Below are 12351 nucleotides of genomic sequence, written 5' to 3'. Positions count from 1 at the left end.
GCGGCCTCCACACCGGAGTCGGCGAGCGTGGCCAGGAAGCCGGCGTGCCGGGTCGTGCTCCGCGACACGAGAGCGACCGCGTAGCCCTCCTTCCCGAAGCGGCGCGCCACGGACAGGCCGAGGCCCGGCCCCGCGCCGATCACGAGGAGGACGGGGCGGTCATAAGATGAGGTCATGCTCAACTTATAGCGCGAACCTGAGGGGGACCTCAAGTTGCTAGGCTGCAGGCGTGCCCCGGACCCTGCGCGCCGACGCCGCACGCAACCGCGACCGGCTCCTCGCCGCAGCGCGGGAGCTGTTCGCGGAGCAGGGGGTCGACGCGCCACTCGAGGAGGTGGCCCGCCGCGCCGGGGTGAGCATCGGGACCCTCTACAACCACTTCCCGAACCGCGGGGCCCTCCTCGACCAGGTGCTGCCGGAGCGGCTCGCCGAGCTCGACGTCCTCGCCGCGGCCGCGCTCGTCGACGCGGACCCGTGGCACGGCTTCACCGCGTTCCTCGACGGCATGTTCGCGATGCAGGCGCGCGACCGCGCGGTCAACGAGGCGGTGACGCGCAACCCGGTCGGGGCCGTGGGCGTAGCGGCCGAGTGTGGGCGGGCCGGTGGGGTCGTCGAGTCGATCGTCGCGCGGGCGCGGGGGGCGGGCGTGCTGCGCGCGGACTTCGGGCCCGCCGATCTCGCCACCCTGATCTGGGCGATGTCCACGGTCATCACGATGTCGGCGGGGGACGACGCGGTGTGGCGCCGCCACCTCGGCTTCGTCCTCGACGGCCTCCGCGTCCGCTGACTCGCGGGTCTCATGTCGGACTCGCGGGCTGTGGTGTCGGACTCGCGGTCGGTGGTGTCGGACTCGCGGGTCAGCGGCGGCGGCCGAGGCGGAGCCTGGTGATCCGATGGCCCACGAAGTCCGCCTCCGCCACGCACTCCTCGGCCCGCTCGCCGTCGGAGAGCCGCATGGTCCAGGTGACCCGGTCCTGCGCGATCTGCTTGCGCGAGGAGTCGATCCGGATGTCGCGGGCGAACAGCTCCGTGACGAAGTTGTGCAGCTTCTCGGGGTCGCGCTCCCGGCCGTCGAAGGGCGGGAACGGGCTCTCGGCGACGAGCGAGGCGCCGGGGGCGGCCATGGCGAGGATCGCGTCGGCGTCCCGCGCCGCGAAGGCCCGCTCGAAGGCCAGCGCGCCCGCGAACCGGTCCGCCTGCTCCCGCCCCTCCTCGATCAGCCTGCGGAGGAACCGCGGGTCCCGGTTGAGCTTCGACGCCGGCCCCAGGTGCTTGGGCAGCACCCGGCGCGGCAGCTCCAGGACCCGGACCACGACGTGCTTGAACGGGCCGCCCGGACGCAACCTGCCCTCGTCGAGCAGGCGGTCCGTCTGCTCGATGAACGCCAGCTCCTGGTAGAGGGACAGGTTGCCCGCCAGCTCGTTGCGGCGGTCGGCGATCTGCACGACGGTCCGGGGCTCCCGCTCGATGGCGGTGGGGTTGATCTGGATGACCCAGACCTCGTCCGGCTCCACCTCGAGCAGGTCGCGGACGGGTGGGTTCTGCGAGAACAACCCGTCCCAGTAGGTGCCGCCGTGGGTGCGGACGGCCCGGAACAGGCTCGGGATCGCCGCGGAGGCCAGCACCGTGTCCGGGGTGATCCGGTCCCGGTGGCTGGCGAAGGCGCGGAAGCGGCCGCTGAGCACGTCCACCGCGCCGAGCAGGAGCAGCGGGTGCTCGCGGTCGAGGTCGGCGGTGATGGCGTCGAAGTCGACGTGGCGGGCGAGCAGCGCGCGGAACCGGTCCGCGCCGCCGAGCGCCTCGGGGATCATGTACGGGCTGATCCCGGGGAGCAGGTCGAGGTTCTGCAGCACGCCCGCGGACACGAGCCAGGCGTTGGCCAGCCGGTCGAGCGGGTTGCCCGCCGCGTTGTCCATCCAGAACCTCTCGAGCACCGCGCCCGCGCCCTCGCGGTCGCCGTCGCGCAGCGACTGCCAGGCCAGCAGCGCGCAGATCGCGCCACCGGACGTCCCCGACAGCCCGACGATCTCGTACCGGGACAGCTCCGGGGCGTTGAGCAGCCTGCCGAGGACGCCCGCGGTGAAGGCCGTGTGGCTGCCGCCGCCCTGGCAGGCGATGACGACGCGGCGCGGCCGACGCCCGTTCTGGACACTCACCGGTCCTTCGTACCCGTCGCAGGTTGCGGGCACGTGCCAAGGAGACGGGGACTACACCCGCAGTGCGTCCGGCAGCACCCGGGCCGCCTCGACCAGCGACGGCCCGTACCAGGTCAGCAACCGGCCGCTGACCAGCGCGGACGGCGCCGCGAAGGACTCCGGCCCGTCCGCGGCGGTGAACAGGTAGGGCTCGTCGGGCAGGACCACCAGATCGTGGGGCGGCAGGTCGGCGGGGTCGAAGCGCGGGTAGCGCTCGGGGGAGTCGGCGAGGACGTTGTCGATCCCGAGCCGGGCGAGCACCGCGCCGGTGAAGGTGTCCGAGCCGCACGCCATCCACGGCTTGCGCCAGATCGGCACCACGCCCCGACGGCGAGTGGTCGGCTCGGGCAGCGCGGCCCACAGCGCCCGTGCCTCGTCGAGCCAGGGCACCGAGGCGAACCCGCAGGCGGCGAGCATGCGCCCCAACGAGTCCAGCCCGCCCTCGACGGTCCGGATGTCGGTGACGTACACCGCCAGCCCGGCCTCGCGGAGCCGCCGGAGGTCGCCGGGCTTGTTCTCCTCCTGGTTGGCCAGCACGATGTCCGGCTCCAGCGCGACGATCGCCTCGACGTCCGGGTTCTTCGTGCCGCGGACCCGCGGCACGTCGAGCCCCTCGGGATGGGTGCACCAGTCGGTGGCGGCGACGAGCGTGGAGCGGTCCGTGGCGCCGATCGCCTCGGTGAGCGAGGGGACGATCGACGCGATGCGCGTGACCTTCTCCGGGACCTCGACGCGGGTGCCCTCGTCGTCGACCACGCTGCCGTCGATCACCATGGTCGCCAGGCTCTCACGTCCCGAACAGCGGTGTCGTGCGGCTGAGCACGAACTCACGCACCGCCCCGCACCCGCCGCTCGCGGGACCGGACGAGCCCGGGGTCAGAAGGTCTTGGCCAGCTCGCGGGCGCGGGCGTGGGCGGCCTGGCGCGCGGTGTCGGCGTCCGCGGTGGCGAGGTTGGGGCGGAAGTGGATCTCCTCGACGTCGGAGACGCCCGCCCAGTGCAGCCAGTCGGTGAAGAACGGGGCCTGGAAGTCCCGGCCGAACGCGGGTCCGCGACCCTCCCCGTACACCGCGCTGGTGTAGATCACCGCGGCCTTCTTGTCGCGCAGCAGGCCGGAGTAGCCCCGCTCGGGATCGAAGCCGAACACCAGGCCGGGCTGGCTGATCACGTCGATCAGCTGTTTGAGCACGTAGGGGACGCCCGCGTTCCACATCGGGACGCTGAACAGGTAGCGGTCGGCCGCGTCGAAGCGGCGGAACTCGGCGGTGGCGGCGGCCCAGGCCGCGGCGCTCTCGCCGCTCGGCTCCCGTCCGGCGAAGACGGCCATCTTCGCCTCGGCGGCCGGGGGACCGAAGGCGGGTAGCGTGCCGTCCCAGAGGTCGCGGTGGGCGATCTCGACGGAAGGGTTCGCGTCGGCGTAGACGTCCAGGAACGTGCTCGCGAGGGCGAGGGACTCGGAGGCGGCGCCGCGGGGCGAGGCGGCGACGTGCAGCAGGCGGGTCATCGGGTTCTCCAGGTGTGAGGGTGCGTGCGCACGCACAGAATAAGCATGGTGCGTGCGCACGCACAAGACCTATGATGACGGCGTGACCGACGACGGAGTCCGTGCCTGGGCCGCCCTCCTCCGCATCCATGCGGCCGTGCTCCGCGACCTGGAGCAGGACATGGAGCGGACCCAGAACCTGCCGCTGACCTGGTACGACGTCCTGCTGGAGCTGAACGCCGCCCCGGACCGTCGGCTGCGGATGCAGGAGCTGGGGGAGCGGGCGGTCCTCTCGCGGACGCGGGTCAGCCGGATCGTCGACGAGCTGGCGCGGGCCGGGTTCGTCGTCCGGGAGAAGGACGAGACGGACAGGCGAGGGAACTGGGCGGTCCTGACTCCTGCGGGCCGGGAGCGACTCCGCGAGGCCGCCCCGGGCTATCTCGACGGCATCGCGAGGCACTTCGCCGACCACCTCAGCGAGGCGGAACGCACCACTGTCGCCGACGCCCTCGAACGCGTCCTCGCCGCCCGCAGCCAATGAGCGAGCGGCCCGTTCGCTCACTAGGTATGAGCGAGAGTGCCGTTCGCTCATAGCACGGCCGGGATGAGCGAGCGGCCCGTTCGCTCACTAGGTATGAGCGAGAGTGCCGTTCGCTCAAGGAGGGGTCGGGATGAGCGGACGGTGGACAGACCATCGCCCCGCACTGACCAGGTGCGGGGCGACGGGGGTGTGGCAGGTGCGGACCGGCTACATGTTGCGCCGGTACTGGCCTCCCACCTCGAAGAAGGCGTCCGTGAGCTGCCCCAGCGAGCAGACCCGGGCGGCCTTCATGAGCTCGGCGAACACGTTGCCCTCACCGGTCGCCACGTCCTGCAGCGCGCGCAGGGCCTGCTCGGCCTCGGGCTTGTGGCGGCTCTGGAAGTCCGCGAGCCGGTCCAGCTGCGACTTCTTCTCCTCGTCGGTGCCGCGGGCGAGCTCGATCTCCATCGGCTCGTCCTCGTCCGCGTCGGGCCGCACGAAGGTGTTGACGCCGACGATCGGGAGCGTGCCCTCGTGCTTGCGGTGCTCGTAGATCATCGACTCGTCCTGGATCTTGCCGCGCTGGTAGCCGGTCTCCATCGCGCCCAGCACGCCGCCACGCTCGGCGATCCGGTCGAACTCGGCCAGCACGGCCTCCTCGACGAGGTCGGTCAGCTCGTCGACGACGAACGACCCCTGCAGCGGGTTCTCGTTCATCGAGAGCCCCCACTCGCGGTTGATGATCAGCTGGATCGCCATCGCGCGCCGCACCGAGGACTCGGTGGGGGTGGTGATCGCCTCGTCGTAGGCGTTGGTGTGCAACGAGTTCGCGTTGTCGTAGAGCGCGCAGAGGGCCTGCAGCGTGGTGCGGATGTCGTTGAAGTTCATCTCCTGCGCGTGCAGGGACCGCCCCGAGGTCTGGACGTGGTACTTCAGCTTCTGCGAGCGCTCGTTCGCCCCGTACTTGTCCCGCATCGCCACGGACCAGATCCGCCGCGCGACCCGGCCGATGACCGTGTACTCGGCATCCATGCCGTTGGAGAAGAAGAACGACAGGTTCGGCGCGAAGTCGTCGATGCTCATGCCGCGCGCGAGGTAGCTCTCCACGAAGGTGAAGCCGTTGGACAGCGTGAACGCGAGCTGGCTGATGGGGTTCGCCCCGGCCTCGGCGATGTGGTAGCCCGAGATCGAGACGGAGTAGAAGTTCCGCACCTTGTGGTGGATGAACCACTCCTGGATGTCCGCCATCATTCGGAGCGAGAACTCGGTGGAGAAGATGCAGGTGTTCTGCCCCTGGTCCTCCTTGAGGATGTCCGCCTGCACCGTGCCGCGCACGTTCGCGTAGGCGAAGGCGGTCAGCTCCTCCAGCTCGGCGGAGTCCGGCGAGCGGCCCTCCTCCTCGCGGAACCGGGCGATCTGCTGGTCCACCGCGGTGTTCAGGAAGAACGCCAGGATCGTGGGCGCGGGCCCGTTGATCGTCATGGAGACCGAGGTGGTGGGCGAGCAGAGGTCGAAGCCCGCGTAGAGCTCCTTCATGTCGTCCAGCGTGGCGATCGAGACGCCGGACGTGCCGACCTTGCCGTAGATGTCCGGGCGGGTGTCCGGGTCGTGCCCGTAGAGGGTCACCGAGTCGAACGCCGTGGACAGCCGCTTGGCGTCGGAGTCCTCGGAGAGGTACTTGAAGCGCCGGTTGGTGCGGAACGGGTCGCCCTCGCCCGCGAACATGCGGGCGGGGTCCTCGCCCTCGCGCTTGAACGGGAACACGCCTGCCGTGAAGGGGAACCTGCCGGGCAGGTTCTCCTTCCGCAGGAACCGCAGCAGCTCGGCGTCCTCGGTGTAGCGCGGCAGCGCGACCCGCGGGATCTTGTTGCCGGACAGCGTCTCCCGGGTGAGCTGCGTGCGCAGCTCCTTGTCCCGGACCTTCACGACGAGCTCGTCTCCGGAGTAGTCCTCGACCACCTGCGGCCAGGTGTCCAGCAGCTCGGCCGACGCGCTCGACAGGTCCTGCTCGGCCTTGCCCAGCGCCTCGTCCACGGCCGAGCCGACGAGCTCCTTCGCGGTGCGCAGGTGCTGGCGCACGCGGGCCTTGGTGGCCTCGGACTCGCTGTCCGCGTGGTACTCGCGGACGGTCTCGGCGATCTCGGCGAGGTAGCGCACCCGCTCCGGCGGGATGACCGCGGCGTACTCGGTGGAGGTCTTCCCGGCGACCTTCGCCAGCCGCCCGTCGTGCAGGACGAGCCCGTCCTCGGTCAGCAACCGGCAGAGCTCCTGGTAGAGCGCGGTCACGCCGTCGTCGTTGAACGTGGCGGCGGAGGTGCCGTAGACCGGCATGTCCTCCCAGCCCGCGCCGAACTCCTCGCGGTTGCGCACGAGCTGGCGGCCGACGTCTCGGCGCGCGTCCTCACCGCCGCGGCGCTCGAACTTGTTGATCGCCACGACGTCGGCGAAGTCCAGCATGTCGATCTTCTCGAGCTGCGACGCGGCGCCGAACTCCGGCGTCATCACGTACAGCGAGCGGTCGACGAACGGGACGATCCCCGCATCCCCCTGGCCGATGCCGGGGGTCTCCACCACGACCAGGTCGAACCCGGCGGCCTTCAGGACGGCGATGACGTCGCCCAGGTTGTCCGGGATGACCCCGTCGTTGCCGCGGGTGGCGAGGGAGCGGAAGTAGATCTGGTCGCCCTTGAGCGCGTTCATCCGGATCCGGTCGCCGAGCAGCGCGCCGCCGCCCTTGCGTCGGGTCGGGTCCACGGCCAGCACCGCGATGCGGAGCTTGTCCTCCTGGTCGAGCCGGAAGCGGCGGACCAGCTCGTCGGTCAGCGAGGACTTGCCGGAGCCGCCGGTGCCCGTGATGCCCAGCACCGGGACGTGCTTGTCGGTGGCCGTGACCCGCTCCAGCACCTCGGCGGGCAGCGTGCCGGACTCGGCCTGGGTGAGGGCCCGGGCCAGGGTGGCGGTCTCGCCGGTGAACAGCCCGTCGTAGGACGCCGGGGGCTCGGCCGCGAGGTCCGTGTCCGTCTCGCGGATCATCAGGTTGATCATGCCGGGCAGGCCGAGGCGCTGGCCGTCGTCCGGGGAGAAGATGCGCGAGACGCCGCGCGAGTGCAGGAGCTCGATCTCCTCGTGGACGATCACGCCGCCCCCGCCGCCGAACACCTTCACGTGCCCGGCGCCGCGCTCGCGCAGCAGCTCGACCAGGTAGGAGAAGTACTCGACGTGCCCGCCCTGGTAGGAGCTGATCGCGACGCCCTGGACGTCCTCCTGGATGGCCGCGGTGACGACCTCGTCCACGGACCGGTTGTGCCCCAGGTGGATCACCTCGGCACCCTGCCTCTGCAGGATGCGCCGCATGATGTTGATCGCCGCGTCGTGCCCGTCGAACAGGCTCGCGGCGGTCACGAAGCGGATGGGGTTCTTGGGCACATAAAGCTCGGCCATGGATCCTCCTGCACAGCGACGGACCCATTTAGTTTGACGTCCTAGTATCGGACTTGCAAGCGATACCGGTGTGACGTCGTTCGATGGGTGTTCCCGCTGGTCAGAGCAAGGTGTCGAGCGCGGCGTGCATCTCGGCGAGGCTCGGTCGGGCCGCGGCGTCGGTCAGCAGGCAGCCGTCGAGGACGCTCGCGACCCGGACGGGCAGGCGGCGCCGCGAGCGCAGCCGCAGGGCCGGCTTGAGCAGCTGGGGATAGACCCGCGCCAGGTCGGCGCCCGGGTGCGTGGAGTCGGTGCGGGAGAGGCTGTGCGAGCCGGTGGCCTCGCGGTCCTCGACGCCGTCGGGGAAGGGGCGGACGCCGGTGGCGGCCTCGTGCAGCACGACCCCCACGGCCCAGACGTCCGTGGCGGGCGTGACGACCCCGCCCACGATCTGCTCGGGCGCCATGTACCGGGCGCTGCCCACCTCCGCCGGCGCGGGCCCGGGCGTGCGCGCGAGGGCCAGGTCGATCACCCGGGTCACCCCGGCGCTGATCACGATGTTGCTGGGCTTGACGTCGCAGTGCACCCGGCCGCGCTCGTGCAGGTAGCGCAGGGCCGCGGCGAGCTGCTGGCCGAGGTGGGCCAGCGCGGTCTCGGGGAAGCGGCCGTAGCCGTCGATCGCGTCGGACAGGGTGCCGCCGGGCAGTGACTCGAGGACCATCACCGGCGCGGGGCCCCGCTCGTCCACCAGGTCGAGCAGCCGAACGATGTACGGGTGCCGCAGCGAGCGGAGGAGCTTCGCCTCGCGCAGCAGGCCGCGGCGGGTGTGCGGGTCCCCGACCAGGTCGGGGCGCAGCACCTTCGCCACGGTGTGGCAGTGGTGCACGTGGCTCCACGCGTCGTACGTGTCGTAGTCCTCACCCCGCCGCAGGTGCTGCACCACGGTGTAGCCCGGTGCGACCTCCGCGCCCTTCGCCAGCGGCGGTGGGCCGTCCAGCCGGGTCGGTCTGGTCGGACATGGCGAACGGGCGCCGGGATCGCCGGCGCCCGCTCGCGAGTGTCTCCGATGGGTGGCGTGGGTGCCGCTCCCCGGTGGGGAGGTCACACCGGCGCCCCCTGCGGGGCCGAGCCGGTGTGCTCGCGGGCCAGGTCCAGGCCCTTCCACCGGTCCGGCGCGATGACCTCCCACTCCTCGCAGGAGCAGGCCACGGAGTAGGTGCCGTCGTCGAGCGGGATGACCGACTGGGCCATGCACTCGCCCTTCTTCTCCGCCACCTCGTGCAGGAACTCGGTGGGGGAGTCGTACATGATGTTGTCGTCGCTCACGGCCCCTCCTAGACGGCGGCGGCGGCCGCCGCCTGCTTCTCGGTCGGCAGCGGCGGGACCTGCGGGAACAGCTCGCGGAAGGCGCCGATGGTGATGCGGTCCTTCACGGCCTGGTCCACGCCGTCGAACAGACCGTGCAGGGTCTCCTGCGTGTGCCCGTAGGTGCCCTCCATGTGCGGGTAGTCGCTGCCCCACATGACGTTGTCGAAACCCATCCCGGTCATCGCCGCGATGGCCGACTCGTCGTGCTGGAAGCTGGCGTAGACCTGGGAGTAGATGATCTCCTTGGGGGAGCGCTTGAGCTTGGGGCGCACCGCCATGGCGTGTTGGCGGTAGCCCTCCTCCATGCGGTCGGCCACGAACGGCACCCAGGTGGCGCCGCCCTCGGAGACCAGGACCTTGAGGTCGGGGTGGCGGTCCAGGGCGCCGGAGGCGACCATCTTCATGACGGCCCGCTGGCCACCGAACGTGGTCTCCGTGTAGTTGAGCACCGCGCCGCCGGGGCCGCGGTAGAGCACGCCCGCCGAGCCGCCCTTGGACAGGTCGATCGGGTCGGTCCCGATGTGGAACGAGATCACGATCCCGGCCCGCTCGGCCGCGGTCCAGAAGGGCTCCCAGTCCTCCTGGTTGTAGTCCTTCTGCAGCGGGTGGGGCTGCACCGGCAGGAACACCGTGCGGTAGCCCATCTCCGCCACGCGCTCGAGCTCGGCGACCGCGTCGCCGATGTCGAGGGTGGAGACCTGCGCCGTGGTGACCATCCGGGGGCTGTACTTCTCGATGGTCTCGAAGGCCCAGTCGTTGGACACCCGCAACGCCTCGCGCAGCACCTCGGGGGTGCGGAACGACGAGCTCCACATGCCCAGCGAGGGGAAGACGACCTCGCCCCAGATGCCCTCCTGGTCCAGGTCGTCCATCCGCTTGGCGATGTCGCCTGCACCCGGGGCGCGGTTGGAGGCCTCGACGAACTCGAGCGCCTTGCCGGTGGGCAGCTTGCGGCGGAAGGACATGCCGTCGATGTGCACGGTCTCCCACTGCCCGTCCGCGTCCTTGACCGCGCGCGGCACCAGCTCGGCCAGGCGCGGCGGCAGCGAGTCCCGCCACAGCGACTCCGGCTCGAGGAAGTGGGAGTCGCCGGAGTTCGCCCAGATCTTGTCGGTGTCGCTCATGTCGACCTTCTTTCGGTACTCCGTCGTACGTGCCGTGAAAACGTGATTCTCAGTGAACGCCCTCGTGGCTGCCTTGTCAACAGGACACTCAATACGATCAGCGGACGATCTGGCGTTCCCGCAGGTCGGCGATCCGGGCGGCGCCGTAGCCCAGGTCGGCGAGGATCGTGTCGGTGTGGTCACCCGCGAGGCAGCCACCGTTGGCCTGCGTGGCCGAGCGGGAGAACCCGGTCGACGGGCTCAGCCGCCGGTGCTCGGCGAAGACCGGGTGCACGGTGTCGACCGCGTACCCGGCCTCGTACGCCAGGTCGCTCTGCAGCGTGCGCTCCGGGAGGTGCTCGGTCACCCCGACACAGCCGACGTCGGCGGCGAGCAGGTCGCTCTCCCACTCCTCCTTGGTGCGGCCCGCGAACACGCCGGCGAGGACGTCGGCGAGCTCGGCGTCGTGCGCCTCGCGGTCCCCGGCCGTCGCGAAACGCGCGTCCGCGAGGTCGACGTAGGGCTCCAGCGCCGCGACCAGCCCCGGCCACTCCCGCTCGGCGGGCGCCGCGAGGAAGACCCAGCCGTCCGCGGCCCGGTACATCCGGTACAGCGCCGACAGGCCGTGTCCGCCGGGGTCGACCGTGGGGGAGACGGGCCTGCCCGCGTAGTCGATGTTGTGGTCGACGATCGCGTGGGTCGTCGAGCCGATCATGGTCGTGGACAGGGAGCCCAGCGGACGTCCGCGACGGCGGGCGAGCAGCCCCAGCAGGAGCGACGAGGCGACCCCGACGGCGGAGATCCCGTCCGCCTGCAGGCTGATGACGGCCGAGGCGGCGTTGAGCCGGACCGCGGCGGCCTTGATCTCGTCCAGGGTCCCGGTCGAGTCCGCGGCGTCCGGGGCCTCGGTCAGTGCCAGGCCGGAGGCGGCCCCGATCGACGGGGCGTAGGCGGGCCGGGCGCCGTAGGGCCCGTCCGTCCCGTACCCCGGTGCGCTGAGGTAGACCAGGTCGGGGTTGATCTTCTTCAACGTGTCGGGGTCCACCTTGGCCCGCTCGGCCGCGCCCGCGCGGAAGCTCTGCAGCACGAGGTCGGCGCGCGCGGCCAGGGCGTGCACGATCTCCAGCCCCTCCGGGGTGCCGAGGTCGAGCGCGATGGACTCCTTGCCCTGCATGACCTTCGCGCCACCCGCCTCGGGGAACTGCACGAGCGTGCGGATGTTGTCGCCGTCGAGCGCCTCGACCTTGACCACCCGGGCGCCGAGGTCGGTCAGCAGGGTGGAGCCGAACGGCGCGGCGTACATGAGGCCGAACTCGAGCACGGTGACGCCCTCGAGCGGCAGGCCGGTGGGGGTGGCCCCCGCGGGGGCCGGGGCCGGGGTCGCCGTCGTCCCAGGGGCCGGGCTCTCGCCCAGGCGCGGCGCCGGGGCGGGCGGGCGCAACGCCTCGCCGTCGACGTGCACGAGGGTCGACGGCTGCCGCACCGGACCGAGGTCCGGGTCCTCGCCGACGACGATCCGCCGGTCGTGGGTGAGCTGCGGGTGTTCCAGTGCGGCCGGACCGCCCCGGAACACCTCGGCGCTCACGTTCTCGTTCGTCTCGAAGACGTGCTCCCACTCGGCCAGCGTCCGGTCCGAGGCACGCTCCAGCATGAGCTCCCAGAGCTCCACGCGGCGCTCGGCGTCCTCGAAGACGGGGAAACCCTTCCAGTGCGGGTCCGCCAGCATGGGCGCGATGCCGAGCTCCACCAGCATGGCCTGGAACAGGTGCGGCGCGGTCTGCGCGAACTGCAGCCAGTGGCCGTCCTTGGTGGGGGTGACCAGCAGCGGGTAGATCAGGTGGCCGCGCGGGGTGCCGTCGTCGTCGAAGGCGTGGACCGGGGTGAAGCTCTCCGGCCAGCGCTGCGCGACGAGCTCGGTGAACCAGTTCCAGGTGTCCATCGTGGCCATCCCGCGGACCAGGTCGGCCTCGACGTGCTGGCCGCGGCCGCTGGACTCCCGCTCGTAGAGCGCCGCGAGGATCCCGTGCACCGCGGTGTGGGCCGCGCCCCAGGAGGCGAACGGCACGGTGACGAACGCGGGGCCCGGCCGGGTGGTCGCCTGCCGCTTGGCGTGGAAGGCGCCCAGCTTGGCCATGACCAGGCCCTCGTAGCCCTTGATGTCCTTCCACGGACCGCGGGTGCCCCAGCCGGTGATGGACGCGCTGACCAGCCGGGGGTTGAGCGACCCCAGCTCGGCCGGGGTCAGCCCCAGCCGCTCGGCCGC

10 protein-coding genes are annotated in these 12351 nt (G+C 71.7%); 2 read left to right on the top strand and 8 right to left on the bottom strand.

Annotated elements, in window-relative coordinates; all coding sequences use genetic code 11:
- Positions 1-229: 229 nt before the first annotated feature.
- Positions 230-787: a TetR/AcrR family transcriptional regulator gene (locus H5J29_RS07415; protein ID WP_181780171.1), complete on the top strand. Its 558-nt coding sequence runs from the start codon at positions 230-232 to the stop codon at positions 785-787.
- Between the two features lie 70 nt (positions 788-857).
- Here the strand turns inward: H5J29_RS07415 and H5J29_RS07410 are convergent, their stop codons facing one another.
- The 3 genes from H5J29_RS07410 to H5J29_RS07400 all read right to left on the bottom strand — a co-directional run bounded on the left by H5J29_RS07410 (position 858) and on the right by H5J29_RS07400 (position 3698).
- Positions 858-2156 carry a patatin-like phospholipase family protein gene (locus H5J29_RS07410; protein WP_181780170.1) on the bottom strand — a complete coding sequence of 433 codons (1299 nt, stop codon included), beginning with the start codon at positions 2154-2156 and terminating at the stop codon, positions 858-860.
- 51 nt (positions 2157-2207) lie between these two features.
- A complete protein-coding gene (locus tag H5J29_RS07405) occupies positions 2208-2969 on the bottom strand; it encodes a helical backbone metal receptor (protein ID WP_181780169.1) in 762 nt (253 codons plus the stop codon).
- Positions 2970-3071: 102 nt separating this feature from the next.
- On the bottom strand, positions 3072-3698 hold the full coding sequence (locus H5J29_RS07400) for an FMN-dependent NADH-azoreductase (protein WP_181780168.1): 627 nt from the start codon (positions 3696-3698) through the stop codon (positions 3072-3074).
- An 82-nt stretch (positions 3699-3780) separates the two neighbouring features.
- Here H5J29_RS07400 and H5J29_RS07395 point away from each other — a divergent pair, with 82 nt between their 5' ends.
- Positions 3781-4218 (top strand): MarR family winged helix-turn-helix transcriptional regulator, encoded by a 438-nt coding sequence (locus H5J29_RS07395; protein ID WP_312858108.1) that lies wholly within the window; start codon positions 3781-3783, stop codon positions 4216-4218.
- Positions 4219-4425: 207 nt separating this feature from the next.
- On the opposite strand, the gene icmF is transcribed toward H5J29_RS07395, so the two are convergent.
- From icmF to H5J29_RS07370, 5 genes are all read right to left on the bottom strand, one after another.
- A complete protein-coding gene (gene icmF, locus H5J29_RS07390) occupies positions 4426-7638 on the bottom strand; it encodes a fused isobutyryl-CoA mutase/GTPase IcmF (protein WP_181780167.1) in 3213 nt (1070 codons plus the stop codon).
- Positions 7639-7738: 100 nt separating this feature from the next.
- Positions 7739-8560 carry a serine/threonine-protein kinase gene (locus H5J29_RS07385; RefSeq protein ID WP_181780166.1) on the bottom strand — a complete coding sequence of 274 codons (822 nt, stop codon included), beginning with the start codon at positions 8558-8560 and terminating at the stop codon, positions 7739-7741.
- A 158-nt stretch (positions 8561-8718) separates the two neighbouring features.
- Entirely contained in the window at positions 8719-8943 is a 225-nt protein-coding gene (locus tag H5J29_RS07380; protein ID WP_181780165.1) for a hypothetical protein, read from the bottom strand.
- A gap of 8 nt (positions 8944-8951) precedes the next feature.
- Positions 8952-10109, bottom strand: a complete 1158-nt coding sequence (locus tag H5J29_RS07375) for an amidohydrolase family protein (protein WP_181780164.1) — start codon at positions 10107-10109, stop codon at positions 8952-8954.
- Positions 10110-10206: 97 nt separating this feature from the next.
- Positions 10207-12351, bottom strand: a 2145-nt coding sequence (locus tag H5J29_RS07370; RefSeq protein ID WP_181780163.1) for a CaiB/BaiF CoA-transferase family protein, incomplete at its 5' end; no start/stop codon positions are given.

It is taken from the genome of Pseudonocardia pini (assembly GCF_013870575.1).
Lineage (GTDB): Bacteria > Actinomycetota > Actinomycetes > Mycobacteriales > Pseudonocardiaceae > Pseudonocardia > Pseudonocardia pini.
This window is presented reverse-complemented; position numbering and strand designations above follow the sequence as displayed.

Excerpts from the sequence above, each read along its gene's own strand:
- H5J29_RS07405 (WP_181780169.1), bottom strand. The coding sequence starts at position 2,969 with ATGGTGATCGACGGCAGCGTGGTCGACGACGAGGGCACCCGCGTCGAG.
- H5J29_RS07400 (WP_181780168.1), bottom strand. The coding sequence starts at position 3,698 with ATGACCCGCCTGCTGCACGTCGCCGCCTCGCCCCGCGGCGCCGCCTCC.
- icmF (WP_181780167.1), bottom strand. The coding sequence starts at position 7,638 with ATGGCCGAGCTTTATGTGCCCAAGAACCCCATCCGCTTCGTGACCGCC.
- H5J29_RS07375 (WP_181780164.1), bottom strand. The coding sequence starts at position 10,109 with ATGAGCGACACCGACAAGATCTGGGCGAACTCCGGCGACTCCCACTTC.